Genomic DNA, 21762 nt, shown 5'->3' with positions numbered 1-21762 from the left:
CCTCCTACCTTGCGGCGGCCAGCAGCCGGTCGGCTGCGGCCCGCGCCTCGGCCGTCACCTCGGCGCCCGACAGCATGCGTGCGATCTCCTCGCGACGGCCCGCGGCATCGAGCGCCAGCACGTCGGTGCTGGCGGCATTCCGCGTCGTCTTCTTGCGGATCAGCCATTGCCGATCGGCCAGCGCGGCGACCTGCGGCGAATGGGTGACGACCAGGACCTGCACGTCCTTCGCCAGCCGCCGCAGCCGCTCGCCGACCGCCGCCGCCGTGGCGCCGCCGATTCCCGAATCGACCTCGTCGAACACGATCGTCGCGGCATCGCCCACGCGGGCGAGGCACACCTTCAGCGCCAGCAGGAAACGCGACAGCTCGCCACCCGAGGCGATGCGAGCGATCGGCGCCGGCGGCGTCCCGGGGTTCGTCGCCACCATGAACTGGACGCGCTCCATGCCGTGCTCGGACCATTCGGCCTGCGGCAGCGTCGCGATGCCGGTCACGAACTTCGCCTTCTCGAGCCGCAGCGGCGCGAGTTCGGCAGCCACGGCCTTGTCGAGCCTGGCGGCACCCTTGCGGCGGGCTGCCGCCAGGTTCTCGGCGGCATCGACATAAGCGCTGCGGGCCGCTGCGGCCTCGGCGGCCAGCCGCTTCAAACGAGCCTCGCCATCGTCGAGCGCCGCGAGCTGGCCCATGAACCTTTCGGCCAGGGCCGCGAGCTCGGCCACCGGCACGCCGTGCTTGCGCGCGGCGGCGCGCAGCGCGAACAGACGCTCCTCGATCCTTTCGAGCTGCGCCGGATCGACCTCCAACGATTCGCGCGCGGCTTCGAGCTGCGCCTGTGCCTCGGTCGCTTCGCTGAGCGCGCGATCGAGCGCCGACAGCGCCGTGTCGAGGCGGCCCGCCGCCTTGTCGGCCTGACGCTCGATCAGCCGATGCGCGGCGCGCAATGCGGCCACCGCGCCACGGCCATGTTCGAGCTCCGCCAGGGCCTGGCCGAGCGTCTCGCCGAGGGCGCTGCCGGCGCGCAACGCCTGCCGCTCCCGGGTGAGGTTCTCCTCGTCGTCGGCCCGCGGCGCCAGCGTGGCGAGTTCCTTCACGGCGTGGCGCAGAAACTCCTCATCGCGGCGCGCCGCCTCGGCCGCCGCTGCGGCATCGGCAGAGGCCTGCTCGGCGGCACGCCAGGCCTGCCACGCGGTACGCACGGTCCCTGCCTGGCTTTCGAGCATGGCAAAGGCATCGAGCGAGGCGCGATGGGTCGCCATGTCGAGCAGACCGTGCTGTTCCATCTGGCCCTGGATCTCGACCAGCAAGTCGCCCAGCCGACGCAGCAGCGCCACCGAGACCGGCTGGTCGTTGACGAACGCGCGGCCTCGCCCATCGGCTCCGATCAGCCTGCGCAGGGTGAGCACATCTTCGACCTCGAGCGCCTGGTCGACCAGCACCTGGCGCGCGGCATGGCCGCCGGGAAGATCGAACGATGCCGCGACCGAGGCCTGCGCCGCGCCGCGCCGCACCGCGCCCGAGTCGGCGCGGGCGCCGAGCGCCAGGCCAAGCGCATCGATCAGGATGGACTTGCCCGCCCCGGTCTCGCCGGTCAGCGCCCCCAGGCCGCCGGCGCCCGCGCGGGCGAAGTCGAGATCGAGCTTCTCGATCAGCACGAAGTCGCGGATCGAAAGCGAGACCAGCATGCAGGCCGGGTCAGAACAGGCCGAAGAACCAGCCGGGCTTCTCGTCGGGCGGTGCCGGGGTGCCCTCGCCGGTCATCAGGAAATAGCTGTCCTGGTACCATTCGCTACCGGGAAAATTGTACCCCAGCACCGCGGCCGCCTCCTGCGCCTCGCTCTTGACGCCGAGCGACAGGTAGCTTTCGACCAGCCGGTGCAAGGCCTCCGGCACGTGCGTCGTCGTCTGGTAGCGCTCGATCACCACGCGATAGCGGTTGATGGCGCCGACATACTGCTGGTTTTGCTGATAGAAGCGGCCGACCGCCATCTCCTTGCCGGCGAGATGATCGATCGCCAGCTCGACCTTGAGTCGCGAGTCGCGCGCATAGGGCGATTCGGGGAAGCGCTTCACGACCTCGGCCAGCGCCTCGAGCGCCTGTTGCGTCATGCGCTGATCGCGACCGACGTCGGAGATCTGCTCGTAGTAGCACAACGCTTTCAGGTAGTAGGCGTAGGGAATGTCGCGATGGCCGGGATGGAGCTGGATGAACCGGTCGAGCGCGATGATCGCCTCGTCGTACTTGTTAGACTGGTAGTAGGCGAAGGCCGCCATGATCTGCGCCTTGGTCGCCCACACCGAATAGGGATGCTGGCGGTCGACTTCCTCGAAGCCCTTGGCCGCCGCCTTGTATTCCTGGGCTCCCAGCTCATCGAGTGCGTTGTTGTAGAGCACCTCGACCGGCTGCTCGACGTAGTTGACGTCATCGTCCGACGAGCCGCATCCGGCGAGCCCGAATGACGTGCACAGTGCCAATCCGGCGAACGCGTTCCAGGCCCTTCGTGAGACCGCTGTCGACATACCCTGACCGCAAATTTCGTGGCGTGGCCTTATATCATGCCCCGGCGAAAAAAAGAGGGGCCGCAAGGCCCCTCGTACGATGCGTGGAGTGTGCACGAGTCTACGTCATTGGGCCTGAATCAATTGGCCTGGCGGCGCAGGAATGCCGGAATTTGCAGGTCGTCGTCGTCGCGCGCCGGCTTGGCCCGCTCGGTGACGTCGAGGCTGATCGAGGTCTGCACCGGCGCCGGACGGCCGACGGGCTTCTGGGCAACCGGGACGACGTTCTCCGGAGCGCTGCGCGCGGCCGGCAGTTCTGCGGCGACTGGCGGGCTGACACCCGCAGACGGAGGCGTCGCAGGCTTGGGCGAGGCGAAGGCACCGGTGATGCGCTGGAACAGGTTCGGCGCACGGCTTTCCACTGCCGGGCGCGCAGCCACCGGACGGGTCGGTGCTTCGGCGCGCACCGGTGCCTTGGGAGCAGGCCGATTGACCCGCCAGTCGTTCTCGTCGACCAGCGGCCGTTGTGCCGCGGCGACCGGGGCCGGCGGTGCAACCGGAGTCGGCGGCGGTGGCGGTGCCGCAGCAACCGGCGGCACCGGAACGTCGAACTCCGGCGTCGCGGCAGGCGCCAATTCCGGAAACTCGACCGGCGGTGCGGCGGCCACGGGGGGGGCGACGGCCGGCATCGGCGGGACCTCGGCAGCAGCGATAGGCGGTGCGACCGGCGGCGGTGGCGCGGGCGGCATTGGCACCGGAGCGGCGGCAACCGGCGGCGCAACTGGCGCCGCGGCAGCCGCTGGCATGGCCACTCGGCCGACCGGCGCGGCGGCGCGGAGCGCCGGCTGTCCGGTCTGCATTGGCCGGTTCAAGTCGAGTGAAAGGTAGTTCGGCGCCGGCTGCTGGGCAGCCATGGTGGCAATGCCGGTGGCGACGACGGAGACGCGCATGCGGCCCTGCATGCTGGCGTCGAAGGTCGAGCCGAAGATGATGTTGGCATCGGCATCGACTTCCTCGCGGATGCGGTTGGCCGCCTCGTCGACCTCGTGCAAAGTCATGTCGAGACCGCCGGTGATGTTGATCAGCACGCCCTGCGCGCCCTTCATCGAATGGTCTTCCAGCAACGGGTTGGAGATCGCGCTCTCCGCCGCGACGCGGCTGCGATCCGGACCCTCGGCCTCGCCGGTCCCCATCATCGCCTTGCCCATCTCGCCCATCACCGTGCGGATGTCGGCGAAGTCGAGGTTGATCAGGCCAGGCATCACCATGAGGTCGGTGACACCGCGCACGCCCATGTGCAGCACGTCGTCGGCCATCTTGAAGGCGTCGGCGAAAGTCGTCTTCTCGTTGGCAATCTTGAACAGGTTCTGGTTGGGGATGACGATCAGGGTGTCGACCACCTTCTCGAGCTCGGTGATACCCTGCTCGGCAGCCTGCATGCGGCGGCGGCCTTCGAAGTGGAACGGCTTGGTGACGACGCCGATGGTGAGGATGCCCTGCTCGCGCGCCGCCGCGGCGATGACCGGTGCCGCCCCGGTGCCGGTGCCGCCGCCCATGCCGGCGGTGACGAACACCATGTTCGCCCCATCGAGCAGATGGAGAATCTCCGGCAGCGCCTCCTCGGCGGCCTGCCGGCCGACCTCGGGACGGGCGCCTGCGCCGAGGCCCTGGGTGATCGTGATGCCGAGCTGAACCCGGCGGTCGGCCAGCGATTGGCCGAGCGCCTGCGCGTCGGTATTGGCGACGATGAACTCGACGCCTTCGAGCGCTGCGCTGATCATGTTGTTAACGGCGTTTCCACCCGCGCCACCGACTCCGATGACAGTGATACGCGGCTTGATCTCTGACTCCTTCTGGGGGAGGCTGAGGTTGATCGTCATTTGGCTCTCTCCACGCAAACGAGGGGTAATCTGCTCGGAGCGATGGTGTGGACTATTTTTGGATAAGCCCTTCACCATTGACCGGGTTAATTCATTCTTATCAACAGCATGTGGGGACTGCCCATCTCCACACTACATATTGCCATATTGCCCTAAAAGTTTTCCCTAATCCAACTTCCAATGCGCCCGATTCGACTCGACGGAACTTCTGCCGCCGCGGGTTGCGACTGCGCGATCGCGTGGTGATTCAGGGCGAAGGCAAGCAGGCCCGCAGCCGCTGAAAATGCCGGCCCGCCAGTGGAATCCGCCAGTCCGGCGAGGCGCAACGGCGCGCCGATGCGGATCTTCTTGTTGAGGATGGCGGCCGCCACGTCGGGCACGCCGTCGAGCTGGGACGCGCCGCCGACGATCACGATGCGGCCACCCGCCAACTTATCCACACCGCTCGCTTCGAGCCGGCTGCGTACCAGCTCGAACGTCTCCTCGATGCGCGGACGGATGATGCCGACCAGGATCGACCGGGGAATATGATTCGGCCGCGTGCGGTCCTCCTCGCCGATCAGCGGCACGTCGATGATGTCGTACTCGTCGTTCGGCTTGGCGACGGCGCGGCCGATCTGCGTCTTCATCCGCTCGGCATGGGCTAGCGGCGTGGACAGGCCGCGCGCGATGTCGCGCGTGACGTGATCGCCGCCGACCGGGATGCTGTCGACGTGCACGAGATGGCCCTCGTAAAAGACGGCGATCGACGTCGTGCCGCCGCCCATGTCGATCAGCGTGACGCCGAGATCGCGCTCGTCCGACACCAGCGAGCTCAGGCCCGACGCATGGGCGGCGACGACACGCTCCGCGATCTCGAGATGGGCGCGCCGCACGCAGACCTGCAGGTTGCGCATCGCCCCGCTCGCCGCCGTGACGAGATGGACGTCGACGCCCAGCCGCTCGCCGAACATGCCGCGCGCGTCGCGCACCGGCGTGCCGTCGACCGAGTAGCCGATCGCCTCCGAATGGATGATGTCGCGGTCGGCGGTCTCGGCCGGCAGATGGATGTGCTGCTGGACGCGGCGAACGTCGCGCTCGCCGATCTCGTGATGGCCGATCGCCACCTCGAGGCTCTGGTTGTGCGAGGCCGCCGACCCGCCGCTCACGCCGACGATGACCTCGCGCACATGCTCGCCACACATCTCCTCTGCCGTCGACACGGCCGAGGAGATGGCGCGCGTCGCAGCTTCCATGTCGACGATGTTGCCGGATCGCATGCCCAGCGCGGGCTGATGGCCGATGCCCACCACGCGCAATCCCTGGCCATCGACGCGCGCCACGAAGCACACGACCTTGCTGGTTCCGATATCGAGTGCGGCAACCACGCCGTTTCTGGTCTTCGCCACGTTTCATCCCCCTCGCTACACGTACACTCCGGACGCCACTGTCATTACACCGGCCCGGGCAATGCCTGACCGCCCGTGATGCCCTTCCTGAGATAGAGCTTGTCCGGCAGCCTGAGATCGACCACGCCGAACTCGCGGGACAGCAGTTTGTGCTGGCCGTCGAGCCTGGCGAGCTGCTTCAGCGCCGCGACCGCGTCCTCTTCGGGCAGCCAAATCTCGACGCCGTTGGTGAGAATGAGGTTCCAGCGACGCTGGCCGACCCACACCGCCGCGCGCAGCTGGCGCGCCACCACGGGCTCGTAAGCGAGCAGCAGCAGCAGCTCGCCGACATGCTCGGGCGCACCGGCGCCCGACAGCAGCAGCAGCGTCTCGGCGCCGGGCGGCATGCGGCTCGCCCGCACGGTGCGGCCGTCGCGGTCGATCAGGGTGTATTCCGTTCCGCTCTGCCAGATCGCCACGGCGCGGCGCTCCTTCAGCGTGACATAGAGCGTGTCGGGCAGCCGCCGTTCGACCGTGGCGCTCGCAACCCAGTCGATCGCCTCGAGCCGTTGCCGCGAGGCCTGCAGATCGACGCCGAGCAGCGAGTCGCCCGGCTTGACGTCGAGGGCGACCAGGATGGCGCCACGCTCGACATAGTCGCGGCCCTCGACCGTGACGTCGGTAAGCCGGAATGGCGTGATGGCACCGATGACGCTGCGCGTCACGGAGTCGACGCGATTGCGTGCCTCGATCAACCAGCCTTCGTGCCACGCCCACCAGCCGGCGCCGCCGCCGCAGCCGAGCAGCAGCACGACGACCCCCAGCATCATCGGCTGGCGCCACAGCGGCCGGCCCGACTTGCGCAGCACGCTACGCTTCTTGCGGCGATCGTAGTCGCGCCGGCGGGTCGGAGTGCCTTTCCCCGGTGCGTTCACTGCGGACGCCTCGCATTGTCGACCATCCAGGTCATCAGCTCGGGCCACGAGATGCCCGCCCATTTCGCCTGTTCCGGCGCCAGCGACAGCGGCGTCATGCCGGGCTGGGTGTTGATCTCCAGCACGACCAGGCCCGAGGTGTCGGGTTGCGAATCGTCCCAGCGCAGGTCGGTGCGGCTGAGCCCGCTGCAACCCAGCGCCTGGTGCGCGGTCAGCGCCCATTCGCGCGCCAGCTCGTAGACCTCGCCGGGAATCGGCGCCGGTACCAGGTGCTCGGTGATGCCGTCGGTATACTTTGCCTCGTAGTCGTAGAAGCGCGTTCGTGGGCGCAGCTCGGTTACGGCGACCGCACGGTCGCCCATCACCGCGACCGTGAGCTCGCGGCCGGGCACGAACTTCTCGACCAGCACCCTCTCGCCGAAGGCTGCCTCTGCCATTTCCACGGCGGCAAGGTTGTCGCCCTCGCGCATGATGAAGACGCCGACGCTCGAGCCCTGATCGATCGGCTTCACGACGTAGGGCCGCGGCATCGGATCGCCGAAGGCGAGCGATCGCCGCTCGACCACGATCCCCTCGGCGACGCGAAGGCCGAGCGAGCGGAAGACGTGGCGCGCCATCGGCTTGTCCATGGCGATCGCCGAAGCCAGCACGCCGGAGTGCGTGTAGGGGACCGCCAGCACCTCGAGGATGCCCTGGATGCAGCCGTCCTCGCCGTAACGGCCGTGCAGGGCATTGAACACGACTTCGGGGCCGCCACCGCCGGCCGGTCGCAGGAAATCGATCAACGCCCGGAGATCGCGCTTCACGTCGTACTCGAGCACCGCGTAGCCGCCCTCCCGCAGCCCCTCGGCGCACGCCTTGCCGCTCACCAGGGAGATCTCGCGCTCGGGCGACCAGCCGCCCATCAGGACCGCGACCGTAGGTTTCATGCTTGGGCTCCTGTCGAGACGGAGGCCGGAACGCCGATGCGCCGGATCTCCCATTCGAGCTGGATTCCGCTGTGGTCGAGGACGCGCCGGCGCACTTCCTCTCCCAGAGCTTCGAGGTCGGCGGCACTCGCGTCGCCGAGATTGATCAGGAAGTTGCAGTGCTTCTCAGAGACCTTCGCCTGGCCCATCCGCAGCCCGCGGCAACCCGCCTGATCGATCAGCTCCCAGGCCTTTCGGCCCGGCGGATTAACGAAGGTCGAGCCACCGGTGCGGCTGCGCGGCTGCGAGTCGAGGCGCGCGGTGTCGATCTCGGCGATGCGGCGGGCGATCGCCAGCTGGTCGCCTGGCGTCGCCCCGAGGCGTGCCGAGGTGAAGATCCAGTCGGTCGGCGCGCTGCTGTGGCGGTAGGTCATACCCAGGGCCGCTGCATTCGGGTGATGGATAAAGCCGCGACGATCGACGGCCTCGGCCGAGATCAGCACCGGCGCGAGTTCCCCGTCGTAGGCCCCGGCGTTCATTGCCACGGCGCCGCCGATCGTACCGGGGATGCCGCTCAGGAACTCGAGGCCGGCCAGCGCATGGTCCCGCGCGGTCAGTGCGACATTGAGGTCGAGCGCCCCCGCGCCCGCCACCACCTCCGTGCCGTCGACGGCGATGCGGGTGAACTCCCGCACCAGGCGTATGACGACACCTTTCACGCCGCCGTCGCGCACCAGCAGATTCGAGCCGACGCCGAGCACGGTGACCGGAATGTCGGCATCCAACGCCTGCAGGAATCCTGCGAGGTCGTCACGATCGGTCGGCCGGAACAGCACCTCTGCCGGCCCGCCCGCCTTGAACCAGGTCTGGGGACCCAAAGGCGCGTCGGCGACGAGCCTGCCGCGCGGCCTAGGCAGCCGGTCGATGAGATGCGGACGGTTGGCGGTCAGCGCCATCATGCCGCCGATCCCTGGTCGTTGGCGACGCTGCGCAGGCCGGCGTGCTCGGCAGCCATCTGCTGGATCTGGCCGGGCAAGGCGTGCGCCCACGCCGTGATGTTGCCGGCGCCCAGGCAGACCACGACATCGCCCGGTCGCGCCATCTGCCAGATCAGGCCCGGCAGGTCGCCCGGTGCGTCGAGCGGCGCGACCTCGCGATGGCCGGCCTGGCGTACCAGGTTCACCAGCATGTCGCGGGTCACGCCCTCGATCGGCGACTCGCCGGCGGCATAGACGTCGGCAATCAGCACACTATCGGCATCGGCGAAGCAGGTGGCGAACTCGTTCTTCAGCGAGGCGAGCCTCGTGTAGCGGTGCGGCTGCATGACCGCGATCACGCGCCCCGACCCGCCATAGGCCTGGCGGGCCGCGCGCAGCACGGCGGCGATCTCCACGGGGTGGTGGCCGTAGTCGTCGATCACCGTGATGCCGTGCGCCTCGCCCGTCTTGGTGAAGCGCCGCTTGACGCCGGCGAACGAGCCGAGCGCGCGGCGGATGGTCTCGTCGGGCAGTCCCATTTCCTGGGCAACGGCGATCGCCGCCAGGGCATTCTGCACGTTGTGCTGGCCGAACATCGGCAGGCGCATGCCGGGAATGACTCGCGATTCGTTGGTGGCGCGATTCTCCACCATGACGTCGAAGTCGGCGCCGGCGCGGTCGAGCCGCAGGTTGATGGCGCGAACGTCGGCAGTGGCGCCGATGCCGTAGGTGACGATACGCCGATCGGCGACGCGCGGGATCAGCGCCTGGACCTCGGGATGGTCGGAGCACAGCACGGCGAAGCCGTAAAAGGGGATGTTCTCGACGAAGCGCACGAAGGCCTCGCGCAATGCATCGAACGTGCCGTAGTGATCGAGATGCTCGGGGTCGACGTTGGTGACGACGGCGATGGTGGCCGGCAGACGCAGGAACGAGCCGTCAGATTCGTCCGATTCGACCACCATCCAGTCGCCGTCGCCCAACCTCGCGTTGGTGCCGTAGGCGTTGATGATGCCGCCGTTGATCACCGTCGGGTCGAGGCCACCGGCGTCGAGCATCGCCGCCACCATCGACGTCGTGGTGGTCTTGCCGTGCGTGCCGCCGACCGCAATCGACCATTTGAGCCGCATCAGCTCGCCCAGCATCTCGGCACGACGCACCACCGGCACCAGGCGCGCCCGCGCGGCGAGCACCTCGGGATTGTCCTTCTTGACGGCACTCGACACGACCACGACCTGCGCATTGCCGATGTTGTCGGCGCGATGGCCGATCGCCACCTTGATGCCGAGCCCGTTCAGGCGACGCGTGTTGGCGCCCTCGGCGATGTCGCTGCCTTGCACCTTGTAGCCGAGATTGTGCAACACCTCGGCGATGCCGGACATGCCGATGCCGCCAATGCCGACGAAATGGATCAGTCCGATATCGAGCGGCATCGCCCTCATGCGGCGACTCCTGTCGGTGAGAGGGCGGGAGTGGAGATCAGATCGCCGACCACGTCGGCCAGGCGTGCCGCCGCGTCGGGACGGCCGGCGGCATGGGCCGCCGCCGCCATGTGGGCGAGACGCTGCGGCTGGCCGAACAGGGCCAGCAGGTGGCCGGCCAGAGCCTCCGCGGTGAACTCGGCGTGGGCAATCACCATGCAGGCACCGCACGCCGCGAAGGCACGGGCGTTGGCCGTCTGATGATCGTCGGCGGCGTAGGGATACGGCACCAGGATCGCCGGTCGTCCGATCGTCGCCAGCTCGGCCACCGTCGAGGCGCCGGCACGGCCGATCACGAGGTGCGCCGCGGCGATGCGCTGCGGCAGGTCGGCGAAGAACGGCGCCAGCTCGACTACCATGCCGGCCTTGCCGTAGCGTTCGCGCACGGCGCCGAGATCCTCGGGCCGGCACTGCTGGACGACGCGGAGCCGTCGGCGGATCGCCGCGGGCAGAGACAGCAAGGCATCGGGTACCACCTTGCCGAACGAAGCCGCCCCCTGGCTGCCGCCGAACACCACGAGATCGATGACGCGGCCCTCGCCGGGCGGACGATAGGGCGAGCCGCGCAGCGCGCGCACCGGCTCGCGCACCGGGTTGCCGACCAGGCGCGCCCGCCGATCGCCCTCGCCGATATGGCGCGTCGCGCTGAACGACGTCGCCACCCGCGCCGCGCCGCCCTGCACCAGGCGGTTGGCCTTGCCCAGCACGGCGTTCTGCTCGTGCAGCACGGCCGGCAGCCGGCGCAGGCGGGCGGCGATCATCGTGGGCACCGAGGCATAGCCGCCGAAGCCGACCACGGCCGAGGGATGGATGCGCCCGAGCGCCCACCAGGCATCGAGCAGCCCGCGTGCCAGCGACAGCACGGCTATCGCGCGACGGACCGGCGAGCCGGTCGGGCTGGCCGAATGGACATAGTGGATCGGCCGGCGCGCCAGCGCCCCCTGCCACTGACGGCCGCGTGCGTCGGTCACCAGGGCGAACGGCACGCCGCGCGCCTCGAGTTCGCCCGCCAAGGCCTCGGCCGGAAACACGTGGCCACCGGTGCCGCCGGTCGCCAGGACGACAGGGCGCGGCTCCGTCATCACACCGCCTCGCGCAGGCCGGCGTGCTCACGCGTCAGCGACAGCAGCATGCCGATGCAGATCGCCATCGCCAGCGCCGACGAACCGCCATAGGAGACGAAAGGCAGCGTCATGCCCTTGGCGGGAATCAGCTGAATCGTCGAGGCCATGTTGATGGCGGCCTGCAGACCGAACTGAACGGCAAGGCCGGTCGCGGCCAGGGTTATGAACAGGCTGGTCTCCTTCGAGGCGCGTGACAGCGACCGCAGGGTCACGAAGGCGAACAGGGCAAGGATCATCAGGCAGACGATCAGGCCGAATTCCTCGCCGGCGACGGCCATGATGAAGTCGGTGTGCGCGTCGGGCAGCTGCGCTTTCACCGTGCCCTCGCCCGGTCCGCGGCCGAACAGCGAGCCGTTCATGAAGGCTTCGAGCGCGGTGTTGACCTGGTAGTTGTCGCCCGACGACGGATCGAGGAAACGGTCGAAGCGACTGCGCACGTGCTGGAAGACAAAGTAGGCGCCGACCAGCGACGCGGCGCCGCCGATCGCGCCGATGGCGGCAATCCACACCGGCAGGCCGACGACGAAGAGCTGAACGGCCCACACCATGGCGACGACGACGCTCATGCCGAGATCGGGCTGCATCACCAGCAGGGCGAGCACCCCGCCGACCAGCAGGGTCGACAGGATGTAGCCCGGCGCCCGGCGCTCGGCGCGACTCTGCGCCAGCAGCCACGCCGAGATCACCGCCAGGCTGGGCTTGACGAACTCGGAGGGCTGCAAGGTCGACAGGCCGGGCACCGAAATCCAGCGGCGCGCGCCCTTGATCTCGACACCGATGACGAAGGTCGCCGCGAGCAGCACGATGCTGCCGCAGAACACCATCAGCGCCAACCGGCGAATGTGCCGCGGCGAGGCCAGCGAGATCGCCAGCATCAGCACCAGCGCCAGCGGCAGGAAGAGGAACTGACGCCGGGCAAAAACGAAGGTGTCGGCGCCGATGCGCTCGGCCGCCGGCGGCGAGGCGGCAAGAGTCAGCAGCACGCCGAACGCCATGATCGCCAGGATGCCGCCGAGCGACCACCGATCGACGGTCCACCACCACTGGCCGATGACGCTGCGATCGTCGCGGGGTACCTGAATCACGCCGCCCTCCCCAACTGACGCGCCCCCGGCAGGGCGCGAGCCATGGCGCGGAACGCATCGCCACGATGCTCATAGCTCTTCCACTGATCCCACGAAGCGCAGGCCGGCGAGAGAAGGACGACGCCGCGCCGGCCGCCTCGCGCCGCGCGGTCGCGCTGCGCCTGCCCGTGCGCCGCCTCGAGCGCCGACTGCAGATCGCCGCAGCGACTGTAGGCAAGCTTGCCCTCAAGCTGGCCGGCGAACAGCTCGGTCGCCTCACCGATCAGGAAGGCGTGCCGGATGCGATCGAAGTAGCCTGCCAGCGGCGCCACGCCGCCCTCCTTCGCCTGCCCGCCCAGGATCCAGTAGATGTCGCGATAGGACGACAAGGCGCGCGCCGTGGCGTCGGCGTTGGTGGCCTTGCTGTCATTGACGTAGATGACGGCGCCGACCTCTGCGACCTGCTCCTGGCGATGCGGCAGCCCAGGATAGCTCCTGAGCCCGGCGGCAATCCTGTCACGCGGCACCTCGAGCCAGCGGCACACTGCCCAGGCGCAGGCAGCATTCTGCGCATTGTGATCGCCGGGCAGGGTCGGCACGTCGGCGAAATCGGCGGCATGGCCGTCGATATCGACCAGTCGGCCGGCGCTGAACGACACGCCACCTCTCGACGTTCCCAGGCCGACCGGAACCGCGGCAATGCCCGGGCGCGCCGCCATCCGGCGGTAGACGGCGCGCGACGGCTCATCGTCGATGCCGATCACGGCGCAGTCGCCCGGTTGCTGGCGGTCGAAGATGTGCTCCTTGGCGGCGATGTAGCCGGCGAGATCGCCGTGGCGGTCGATATGGTCCGGTGTGATGTTGAGCCACACCGCCGCGTTGGCGCGGAAGGTCTGCAGCAGCTCAAGCTGGTAGGACGACATCTCCAGCACGTAGGTTCCGCCCGCCCCGAGCGGCGCGAGATCGAGCGCGCCGCGGCCGATATTGCCGCCGACTTCGCAGGCGAGGCCAGCCTGGCCGAGGATATGGCCGATCAGCGCCGTCGTCGTCGACTTGCCGTTGGTTCCGGTGATGGCGACGAAACGCGCCTGCGGCTGGGCGCGGGCGAGGAGTTCGATGTCGCAGATGATCGGCTTGCCGGCCGCGCGGGCGGCGCTCGCCACCGGATGCGGCTTGGGCAGCCGGTTGGGAATGCCAGGGCTGATGATCAGCGCCGTCCGGCGCGACCAGTCGATCGATGCCGGATCGGCCACCGGCATGCCGGCCTTCTCCGCCACGGCGCGCGACACGGCATTGTCGTCCCAGGCGATGCAGTCGATGCCGGCCGCCTGCAGGGCGCGCACCGTCGCCAGGCCGGAGCGCGCCAGCCCCAGCACGACGAACGACAACCCTTCGAGCACGGCGAGATCGATCATGCGGTCACCGAAGCTTCAAGGTGGCAAGGCCGGCCATCGCGAGGATGGCGGCGATGATCCAGAAACGGAAGACGATCGTCGGCTCGGCCCAGCCTTTCTGCTCGAAGTGATGATGCAACGGCGCCATGCGGAACACCCGCTTGCCGGTCAGCTTGAAGGACATGACCTGGACGATCACCGAGACGGTCTCGAGCACGAACAGGCCGCCGACGATGGCGAGCACGATCTCGTGCTTGGTGACAACCGCCACCGCGCCCAGCGCACCTCCCAATGCCAGCGAGCCGGTATCGCCCATAAAGACCATGGCCGGCGGGGCGTTGAACCAGAGGAACCCGAGACCGGCGCCGATCAACCCGGCGAGCAGCACCGCCAACTCGCCCGTGCGCGGAACGTGGTGGAGATAAAGGTAGTTGGTGAGGATGGTGTTGCCGACCACGTAGGCGATCAGGCCAAACACCGCTGACGCCATGATCACCGGACCGATCGCCAGGCCATCGAGCCCGTCGGTCAGATTTACGGCGTTGGATGCACCGACCATCACCACGACGGCGAACGCCACGAAGCCGACGACCGTGAGCGGCACCAGCAAGTCCTTGAAGAAGGGCACCGCCAGCATGTAGCGCAACGGCGCCGGCGAGGATTGCGCGATCAGCCATGCCGCCCAGGCGGCGGCGGCGATCGAGAAGACGAGCTTGATCTTGCCCGGAACGCCCTTGGGATTGAGCTTGGTGACCTTCAGGAAATCATCCCAGAAGCCGACGGCCCCGAACGCCAGGGTGACGCCGAGCACGATCCAGACATAGCGGTTGGTGAGGTCGGCCCACAGCAGCGTTGCCGTGGTGAGGGTGATCAGGATCAACAGCCCGCCCATGGTCGGCGTGCCCTTCTTGGTCACCAGATGGCTCGCCGGGCCGTCGTTACGGATCGGCTGGCCCTGCCCCTGCTTGCTGCGCAGCCAGCGGATCAGCCCGCCGCCGATCAGGAAGCTCAGCACGAGCGCGGTCAGGAATGCCGCAATCGAGCGGAAGGTCAGGTAGCGGAAAAGGTTGAGCGGCCCGAACACGTCGGCCAGCGGGTAGAGAAGGTTGTAGAACATCCTAGCGCCCCGTCTCTCCACCGCTGGCCGCCAGGATGGCATCCACGACGACCTTCATTTTCGAGCCCAGCGAACCCTTCACCGCGATGACGTCCCCCTCCCGCAGCGCCGCCGCGACCTCGCCGGCGAGTGATTGCGAATCCGGCCGGTGCACGCCGCGCTGCCCGGGCGCCAGCCGCCGCCACAGCGCCGCCATGTGCGGCCCGCAGAGGAAGACCTTGGCCGCCCCGCTCGCTGCGACGGCGTCAGCCAGCCCGCCGTGGTACTCGTCCGCCCCCTCGCCGAGCTCGCGCATGTCGCCCATCGCCAGCAGGCGCCGCCCAGCTCCGACAGGCTCGGTCCGCGCCAGCACCGCCAGCATCGCCCGCACCGACATCGGGTTGGCGTTGTAGCTCTCGTCGAGCAGCTCGACCGTGCCGCCGCCAAACTTGAGCATGCGCCGCGCGCCACGGCCGGGCGACGCGCCGACTGTCGCGAGCTTGGACGCCGCCGTGTCGACGTCGGCCCCGAGCGCCTCGACGACCGCCAGCACAGCCAGACTGTTCAGCACCCAGTGTTCACCCGCGGCACCAAGGCGATACTCGATGCGACGGCCGTGAATCAACGCGACAACATCGCTTCCCGAATCCTGCAGCGAGCACGAAACAAGCCGCGCTTCGGCCGCCTCGCTGCGTCCAAATCGCACGATGCGCGAGACGCCGAAGCGGCGCGCGTGTCCGGCCAGCCGCTCGTAGTGGACAATGTCGGCATTGAGCACCGCTGCCGCACCCTCCGCCATGCCGGCGAACAGGCAGGCCTTCTCGTCGGCCACCGCTTCTTCCGAGCCGAGATAGCCGACATGGACCGGCCCCACCGTGGTGATCACGCCGACATGGGCCTCGACCTGGCGGGCCAGCGGCTCGATCTCGCCGGCGTGATTCATGCCGATCTCGAACACGCCATAGCGCGCCTCGCGCGGCAGACGGCAGAGACTGACCGGGACGCCGACATGGTTGTTGAAGCTCGCCGCACTGGCCGACGTCGGGGCCTGCGCCGACAGGAGCACGCGCAGTGCATCCTTGGTGCTGGTCTTGCCGACCGATCCGGTGACGCTGGCGATACGCGCGGTGCTGCGCTGCCGCCCGGCGCGCCCGAGGTCGACCAGCGCCTTCATCGTGTCGGGCACACGGACGAGGTTGCCTGCGGCGCCCGGGACATCGCGCGAGACCACGGCGGCGGCCGCCCCGCGCTTCAAGGCGTCGGCCACGAACGCATGGCCGTCGGTGGTTTCGCCGGCGAGGGCAAAGAAAAGGTCACCCGGCGCCACGGCGCGGCTGTCGAAGGTGACGCCGCTCGCCTCGAACGGCCCCGTCAACGCCACCGGCGAAATGGCGCGCACGACCTCGTCGGAGGTCCACAGCGCGCTCACGTCACCGCCTCCGCGAACTCCCGCGCTACCTCGGCATCGTCGAACGGATGGGTCACGCCGGCGATCGTCTGCCCGGTCTCGTGGCCCTTGCCGGCGATCAGCAGGAGATCGTCGGGCGCGGATAGCGCCGACATGGCCTGCTCGATGGCGACGTGGCGACCGTCTCTCACCTCGATCCAGTTCCGGCGATCACCCGGGATGCCGCGGACGATCTCGGCCCGGATCGCCTCCGGCGCCTCGCTGCGCGGATTGTCGTCGGTGACAAGAGTAAGGTCGGCGAGACGCGTGGCAATCTCACCCATGACAGGCCGCTTGGCCCGATCCCTATCGCCGCCGCAACCAAACACGACGACCAGCTTCCCCTTGGCAAAGGGCCGCATTGTGGCGAGCACGGTGGCGAGCGCTTCGGGTTTGTGGGCGTAGTCGACATACACGGCCGCGCCCGAGCGATGCCGGGCGACGAGCTGAAGACGGCCCGGCGCACCGCTGAGCCGCGCCAGCGCTGCAACGGCGCGCTCCGCGTCACCGCCGGTGGCAATCACCAAGCCGAGCGCGGCAAGCGCATTCGACGCCTGGAAACCGCCCACCAGCGGCAGCTCGACCTCCAACCGCCGGCCCAGCACCTCGAGGGTCAGATGCTGGCCGGTGGCCACTGGCACGTCGCCGAGCAGGCGGAACTCGCGGCCGTCGACGCCATAGCTCCAACACCGCACGCCGCGGCGGCGGCAAATCTCGACGACCGCCGCGGCGCGATCGCTGTCGGCATTGACGATGGCGGTTCCGCCGCCCGGCAGCAACTCGTCGAACAGCCGCGCCTTGGCCGCGAAGTAGGCGTCCATCGATGAATGATAGTCGAGGTGCTCGTGCGTCAGGTTGGTGAAGGCGGCCGCCGACAGACGCAGTCCGTCGAGGCGATGCTGGTCGAGGCCATGGCTCGACGCCTCGATTGCGAGATGATCGACGCCTTCGCGCGCCAAGGTCGCGAGATCCTCGTGAAGCTGCACCGGATCGGGCGTGGTCAGTCCTGCCGCGCGCTTGAATCCCGGCGACATGATGCCGAGCGTGCCGACGCTCGCTGCAGCCTGGCCGAGCGCCGTCCAGACCTGGCGCACGAAGTGCACGGTCGAGGACTTGCCGTTAGTGCCGGTGACGGCCGCGATGGTGGCCGGCTGCAACCCGGCGAATGAAGCTGCCATCAGAGCGATCCGCCGGCGTGGATTGGCGTCGCGCACGACGACGATGGCAGGATCGAGCGGCGGCAGGACGGCATCGGTCGCGGCGAGAATCGCTGTCGCGCCCCGGCTCACCGCGTCGGAAACATAGGCGGCTCCGTCCTGATGCGAGCCCGCCAGAGCTGCGAACAGGTAGCCCGGCCTGGCCTTGCGCGAGTCGAGGGTCAGGCCGGCGAGATCGGGATCGGGTTGTCCCTGCAGGCCGGATTTGTCGGCATGGTCTGGCAATGTGCTCGGCGCGCGGGCGTCATCGACCCCGGAGGTGCCGCGCATGAGCTCACTCAGCAGCAACGCGACCCGCCCCCGCTGCGGGGGCGGCCGCCGTCTGGTTCGGGCCGGGCCGCACGGGCAGGGCTTTGCGTTGTTCCTGTGAACCGCGATAACGGGCGCTTACCGGTGCGAATTGCTGCGGCAGAGACGCCGACGGTATTGGCATCGAGGCGATTGCGATCGGCGGCTGTCCCTCCTTCGGGTCGCTCGGCAGAATGCCATAGAGCGCCACGATGTTCTCGATGATGACCTTGACGCTCGGTGCAGCCACCATGCCGGCGGTGGCGTAGCCGCCGGTCTCGGCGATGCCCTTGGGCTCGTCGAGCGAGACCAGCACGACGAACTTGGGGTCGTTCATCGGGAACATGCCGACGTACGTGCTGATCAGGGCCTTCTGGCGATAGCCGCCGCGCGACGCCTTCTCGGCGGTGCCGGTCTTGCCCCCGACCTCGTAGCCCGGCACGTCGGACTTCTTGCCAGTGCCTTCGACGGCATTGAGCCGCAGCAACTGCCGCATCAAGGTCGACGTCTTGGCCTGGATGATGCGGCGGCCCGGCTCGCTGGCGGCAGTGCGCTTGACCAGGCTCGGCGAGTAGAGAATGCCGCCATTGACCACCGCCGCCGAGCCGTTCGCCAGATGCAGCGGCGTCACCGAGAGGCCGTGCCCGAAGGCGATCGTCATGGCGTTGATCGTCTTCCAGTGCCGCGGATAAAGCGGCGCGGCGACCTCGGGGAGCTGGGTGCGCAGCGGCTTCAGGAACCCGATCTTGTCCATGAAGGCCCGTTGGGTCTCGATACCCATATCGACGGCCATCTTGGCCGACGCGATATTGGACGAGAACTTGAAGAGTTCGGAGACGTTGAGCGGCCGGCGCTGCGGATGATCGTCGTTGATGGTGAAGCGGTCGATCCGGATCGGCGAGGTCGCGTCGTAGACTGTCGTCAGGTTGACTCGGCCCGTGTCGAGCGCCATCGCCGTGTTGAAGATCTTGAAGGTCGACCCCTGCTCGTAGACGCCGAGCGTGGCACGGTTGAACAGCGCCTCGCTGGTGATGGTCTTGGCGCTGTTGGGATCGTATGTCGGCAGGGACGCCATGGCGAGAATCTCGCCGTTGGTCGCATCCATGACGATTGCCGTGGCGCCGATCGCCGAGAATTTCTGCACCGCGCGGACCATCTCGCGCTCGATCATGCGCTGCAGGCGCAGGTCGATGGCGAGCTGGATGGTCTCGCCGCTCTGAAGCTGCTGGTCGAAGTAGCGTTCGACTCCGGCCAGTCCGGCGTTGTCGATGCTGGCATAGCCCAGGATGTGCGCCGCCACGGTGCCCTGCGGATAGATGCGCCGCTCCTCGGCCTGGAACTCCAGCCCCGGGATGCCAAGCCGATTGACCAGGTCGTGCTCGCGCGGGCTCATCCCGCGCTTGATCCAGACGAACGTCTTCTCGGGGTCGAGCTTCTCCAGCACCTCCTGGTACTTGAGATCGGGGAGCGCGCTCACGATCTTTCGCGCCGCATCCTGTGGGTCGATCAGCAGCCGCGGATTGAGGAAGGCCGACATCACCGGCACCGAGGTGGCCAGCACCGCGCCGTTGCGGTCGACGATGTCGGCACGCTCCGACTGGATCGATCCGCCGCGTGCGGCCACACGCTGCGTCGGCTCGGCGCCGTCGCGCAATATCGACACGTACGACATGCGCAGCGCGACCGCGACAAAGACCACGGCAAAGATCGCCGAGGCGACGACGAGGCGCTGGCGGGCGGTCTCCTGCACGTCACCCTTCAGGCGATCCTGCGGCGACCCATAACGCGTGCCGGCCGCCGCGTTCGCCGCGGCGGCCGGGTCGGGCGAGGCCTTCTTGCGCCAGAGCTTCACCGACGGCCCCCTTCGTTTCTCGAGAGGATTTCATCGATGGAAGTCACGGTGCTTTGGCCTTCGCCAACCGGACCCGCTGTAGCCGGCTCTTGAATCGGGGCCGGTCGAGGGGGCGTCGTGGGTCCGGATGAACGCCCGGGAGGGGGTGCGGAGGCCGGCGAGGGGCTGCCGGCCTCCGCTGCGGAGCGACCACCACCGGGCAAAGGCGACGAGGGGACGTCGTTGCCCGTACGTGGGGGGGAAGATGGTGGATCGCGCCGCGGGGGGACAGATTCTGGTTTTTTCGATTCGAGCCGGATGACCTGCTTGATCGAGGCCTGCTCGAGTTGGAGATACTTGCCGGCCAGTCGCTCGATGCGCTCGGCCTCGTTCAGGTGAGCCCATTCGACGCGCAGGATGTGCGTCGCCTGCTGGCTCTCGATGATCTTGTAATTGGTGCGGTCGATGCGCTCCTCGAGGTCCTGCACCTTGTACTTGACCGCGAACAGGCCCACCGCCGTCGCGACGGCAGCGACCGACCAGAACAGGAGCCCGCGATGGATCATGCCGCACCTGCTCCGATCGGCCCGGCTCCGATCGGTCCGGCCCCGATCGGATTGGCCTGGACAGGACCGGTCGCAATCTTCTCGGCAACCCGCAGCCGCGCCGAGCGGGCGCGCGGATTGGCGGCAATTTCGGTCGGCGACGGCACCATCGGCTTGCGCGTCAGGTCGCGCAGCTCGGGGGCGCGGCTCTCGACCGGCGGCAGGTGCCGCGATGGACCGGACACGCGGCCGGCTCGACTGCGCACGAAGTCCTTGACCGCGCGATCCTCGAGCGAATGGAACGAGACCACCGCCAGACGACCGCCTGGCGTCAGCACACGCCCGGCGGCGAGCAGACCGCGCTCGAGCTCGCCCAGCTCGTCGTTCACGGCGATGCGCAATGCCTGGAAAGTGCGCGTCGCCGGGTCGCTCTCGTCCCTGCCCTGGGGCCCGACCGCGCGCCGCACGATCTCCGCCAACTCGCCCGTCGTCTCGATCCGCTTGTGCCGGCGCGCCTCGACGATGGCCCGCGCGACCCGTCGGCTGCGCCGCTCCTCGCCATAGCGCCAGATGATGTCGGCGAGCTCGGCTTCATCCGCCTCGTTCACCAGATCGGCGGCGGATGGTCCGCTGCGCTCCATGCGCATGTCGAGCGGCCCGGAGGTACGGAAAGAGAATCCGCGACCGGCCTCGTCGAGCTGCATCGACGACACGCCGAGATCGAGCGTCACGCCGTCGACCTCGTCGACGCCCTCGGCGGCGAGCAGCTCGCTCATGTCACCGAAGCGGCCTTCGATCAGGCGCAGCCTTTCGCCATAGTGCTCGGCCAGCACCTGGCCTGCGGCGATGGCATCGGGATCGCGATCGAGCGCGATGACCTGGCAGGCGGCGCTGTCGAGCATCGCCGCGCTGTAGCCGCCGGCGCCGAAGGTGCCGTCGAGATAGCGGCCGCCGGCGCGCGGCCGCAGCGCCTCGATGACCTCGCGGACCATCACCGGAATGTGCCGGAGCTCGCTCATGCGTCGCCCCTCGGATCACCCGCCGCAAGGCTGCGCACGAAAGCCGCCATCCTGGTGCGGTCCACCTCGCGCCTGGCCTGCCACTGCCGCGGATTCCACAGCTGGAACTTGTCGCCCTTGCCGACCAGCATCACGCCGTCGGTCGCCTCGAGCGCCTCGGCGAACTCGCCGGGCATGGTGAAGCGGCCATCGGGCTCCATGGCGACCGTTCGCGAGCTCGCCGAAAGGTAGCCGGCCGGATCGAATTCCTCGTCGTCGAGCGCCACCTTGAGGGCGCCCTTGGGGCCGAGGGCCTCCAGGCGCAGCCGGTCAAGCATCGCATCGAACCCCTTGCGCGAGTTGCCGTTCACGACCCCCGTCAGATTCGGCGAGTGATAAAGCACGAAGGCGCTCCGATCGTCGGCCGGCAGCTCGTCGCGAAAGGCGGCAGGCAGCAGCGCCCGGCCCTTCTTGTCGAGTTTGATCAGGATTTCCGACCGAAATGCCACGGCCGAGTCCCTCTGAATCCCGCCGCCGGTGCCCCACGCTCCTGCGTCGTCTGCTACACGGGATGTAATGGGATATCACGGGAATTTCAGGGAAGCAATGCCATTCGACGATTTGCATGGAATTTGAAGACCTTAACCACCACATCTATTGTGCTCTCACCAGTTTCCAACGCAAGAGCTAGTGTTGTGGATTCGCCACACCT

The 21762-nt window shown here is 68.6% G+C and carries 18 protein-coding genes; all 18 read right to left on the bottom strand.

Annotation, left to right across the window (positions count from 1 at the left end):
• Positions 1 to 4: 4 nt before the first annotated feature.
• A complete protein-coding gene (gene recN / locus AB7O82_RS03545) occupies positions 5 to 1684 on the bottom strand; it encodes a DNA repair protein RecN (RefSeq protein WP_428543617.1) in 1680 nt (559 codons plus the stop codon).
• Positions 1685 to 1694: 10 nt separating this feature from the next.
• Complete coding sequence (locus AB7O82_RS03540; protein WP_428543619.1) at positions 1695 to 2519, bottom strand: outer membrane protein assembly factor BamD; 825 nt, start codon at positions 2517 to 2519, stop codon at positions 1695 to 1697.
• Between the two features lie 119 nt (positions 2520 to 2638).
• Entirely contained in the window at positions 2639 to 4378 is a 1740-nt protein-coding gene (ftsZ, locus tag AB7O82_RS03535; RefSeq protein WP_428543621.1) for a cell division protein FtsZ, read from the bottom strand.
• Positions 4379 to 4530: 152 nt separating this feature from the next.
• On the bottom strand, positions 4531 to 5766 hold the full coding sequence (gene ftsA / locus AB7O82_RS03530) for a cell division protein FtsA (RefSeq protein ID WP_428543623.1): 1236 nt from the start codon (positions 5764 to 5766) through the stop codon (positions 4531 to 4533).
• Between the two features lie 44 nt (positions 5767 to 5810).
• A complete protein-coding gene (locus tag AB7O82_RS03525; protein ID WP_428543625.1) occupies positions 5811 to 6680 on the bottom strand; it encodes a cell division protein FtsQ/DivIB in 870 nt (289 codons plus the stop codon).
• Complete coding sequence (locus AB7O82_RS03520; RefSeq protein ID WP_428543627.1) at positions 6677 to 7609, bottom strand: D-alanine--D-alanine ligase; 933 nt, start codon at positions 7607 to 7609, stop codon at positions 6677 to 6679. Before AB7O82_RS03520 ends, AB7O82_RS03525 begins: the two co-directional genes overlap by 4 nt.
• Positions 7606 to 8547: a UDP-N-acetylmuramate dehydrogenase gene (murB, locus tag AB7O82_RS03515; RefSeq protein WP_428543629.1), complete on the bottom strand. Its 942-nt coding sequence runs from the start codon at positions 8545 to 8547 to the stop codon at positions 7606 to 7608. The genes AB7O82_RS03520 and murB overlap by 4 nt, the downstream gene beginning before the upstream one ends.
• On the bottom strand, positions 8544 to 10007 hold the full coding sequence (gene murC / locus AB7O82_RS03510) for a UDP-N-acetylmuramate--L-alanine ligase (RefSeq protein WP_428543631.1): 1464 nt from the start codon (positions 10005 to 10007) through the stop codon (positions 8544 to 8546). Before murC ends, murB begins: the two co-directional genes overlap by 4 nt.
• Positions 10004 to 11128, bottom strand: coding sequence for an undecaprenyldiphospho-muramoylpentapeptide beta-N-acetylglucosaminyltransferase (gene murG / locus AB7O82_RS03505; protein ID WP_428618650.1), 1125 nt, complete (start codon positions 11126 to 11128; stop codon positions 10004 to 10006). Before murG ends, murC begins: the two co-directional genes overlap by 4 nt.
• Positions 11128 to 12255, bottom strand: coding sequence for an FtsW/RodA/SpoVE family cell cycle protein (locus tag AB7O82_RS03500; protein WP_428543635.1), 1128 nt, complete (start codon positions 12253 to 12255; stop codon positions 11128 to 11130). The genes murG and AB7O82_RS03500 overlap by 1 nt, the downstream gene beginning before the upstream one ends.
• A complete protein-coding gene (murD, locus tag AB7O82_RS03495) occupies positions 12252 to 13649 on the bottom strand; it encodes a UDP-N-acetylmuramoyl-L-alanine--D-glutamate ligase (RefSeq protein WP_428543637.1) in 1398 nt (465 codons plus the stop codon). Before murD ends, AB7O82_RS03500 begins: the two co-directional genes overlap by 4 nt.
• A gap of 4 nt (positions 13650 to 13653) precedes the next feature.
• Entirely contained in the window at positions 13654 to 14745 is a 1092-nt protein-coding gene (mraY, locus tag AB7O82_RS03490; protein WP_428543639.1) for a phospho-N-acetylmuramoyl-pentapeptide-transferase, read from the bottom strand.
• A 1-nt stretch (position 14746) separates the two neighbouring features.
• Positions 14747 to 16153 carry a UDP-N-acetylmuramoyl-tripeptide--D-alanyl-D-alanine ligase gene (locus AB7O82_RS03485; RefSeq protein ID WP_428543641.1) on the bottom strand — a complete coding sequence of 469 codons (1407 nt, stop codon included), beginning with the start codon at positions 16151 to 16153 and terminating at the stop codon, positions 14747 to 14749.
• Entirely contained in the window at positions 16150 to 17658 is a 1509-nt protein-coding gene (locus tag AB7O82_RS03480; RefSeq protein ID WP_428543643.1) for a UDP-N-acetylmuramoyl-L-alanyl-D-glutamate--2,6-diaminopimelate ligase, read from the bottom strand. Before AB7O82_RS03480 ends, AB7O82_RS03485 begins: the two co-directional genes overlap by 4 nt.
• 4 nt (positions 17659 to 17662) lie before the next feature.
• Entirely contained in the window at positions 17663 to 19528 is a 1866-nt protein-coding gene (locus AB7O82_RS03475; protein ID WP_428543645.1) for a peptidoglycan D,D-transpeptidase FtsI family protein, read from the bottom strand.
• Positions 19525 to 20073: a cell division protein FtsL gene (ftsL, locus tag AB7O82_RS03470; RefSeq protein ID WP_428543647.1), complete on the bottom strand. Its 549-nt coding sequence runs from the start codon at positions 20071 to 20073 to the stop codon at positions 19525 to 19527. Before ftsL ends, AB7O82_RS03475 begins: the two co-directional genes overlap by 4 nt.
• Positions 20070 to 21071 carry a 16S rRNA (cytosine(1402)-N(4))-methyltransferase RsmH gene (gene rsmH / locus AB7O82_RS03465; protein WP_428543649.1) on the bottom strand — a complete coding sequence of 334 codons (1002 nt, stop codon included), beginning with the start codon at positions 21069 to 21071 and terminating at the stop codon, positions 20070 to 20072. The genes ftsL and rsmH overlap by 4 nt, the downstream gene beginning before the upstream one ends.
• Entirely contained in the window at positions 21068 to 21559 is a 492-nt protein-coding gene (locus tag AB7O82_RS03460) for a division/cell wall cluster transcriptional repressor MraZ (protein WP_428543651.1), read from the bottom strand. Before AB7O82_RS03460 ends, rsmH begins: the two co-directional genes overlap by 4 nt.
• Positions 21560 to 21762 lie beyond the last annotated feature (203 nt).

Origin of the sequence: Reyranella sp. (assembly GCF_050185545.1) — a bacterium.
Lineage (GTDB): Bacteria > Pseudomonadota > Alphaproteobacteria > Reyranellales > Reyranellaceae > Reyranella.
The sequence above is the reverse complement of the archived record's forward strand: the minus strand, read 5'-3'. Positions and strand labels throughout refer to the sequence as shown.

What these genes read in the sequence shown, in the direction of transcription:
- ftsZ (WP_428543621.1), bottom strand. Translation starts at nt 4,378, where the DNA reads ATGACGATCAACCTCAGCCTCCCCCAGAAGGAGTCAGAGATCAAGCCG.
- AB7O82_RS03520 (WP_428543627.1), bottom strand. Translation starts at nt 7,609, where the DNA reads ATGAAACCTACGGTCGCGGTCCTGATGGGCGGCTGGTCGCCCGAGCGC.
- ftsL (WP_428543647.1), bottom strand. Translation starts at nt 20,073, where the DNA reads ATGATCCATCGCGGGCTCCTGTTCTGGTCGGTCGCTGCCGTCGCGACG.
- AB7O82_RS03480 (WP_428543643.1), bottom strand. Translation starts at nt 17,658, where the DNA reads ATGCGCGGCACCTCCGGGGTCGATGACGCCCGCGCGCCGAGCACATTG.
- AB7O82_RS03540 (WP_428543619.1), bottom strand. Translation starts at nt 2,519, where the DNA reads ATGTCGACAGCGGTCTCACGAAGGGCCTGGAACGCGTTCGCCGGATTG.
- mraY (WP_428543639.1), bottom strand. Translation starts at nt 14,745, where the DNA reads ATGTTCTACAACCTTCTCTACCCGCTGGCCGACGTGTTCGGGCCGCTC.
- murG (WP_428618650.1), bottom strand. Translation starts at nt 11,128, where the DNA reads ATGACGGAGCCGCGCCCTGTCGTCCTGGCGACCGGCGGCACCGGTGGC.
- murB (WP_428543629.1), bottom strand. Translation starts at nt 8,547, where the DNA reads ATGATGGCGCTGACCGCCAACCGTCCGCATCTCATCGACCGGCTGCCT.
- recN (WP_428543617.1), bottom strand. Translation starts at nt 1,684, where the DNA reads ATGCTGGTCTCGCTTTCGATCCGCGACTTCGTGCTGATCGAGAAGCTC.
- rsmH (WP_428543649.1), bottom strand. Translation starts at nt 21,071, where the DNA reads ATGAGCGAGCTCCGGCACATTCCGGTGATGGTCCGCGAGGTCATCGAG.
- murC (WP_428543631.1), bottom strand. Translation starts at nt 10,007, where the DNA reads ATGAGGGCGATGCCGCTCGATATCGGACTGATCCATTTCGTCGGCATT.
- murD (WP_428543637.1), bottom strand. Translation starts at nt 13,649, where the DNA reads ATGATCGATCTCGCCGTGCTCGAAGGGTTGTCGTTCGTCGTGCTGGGG.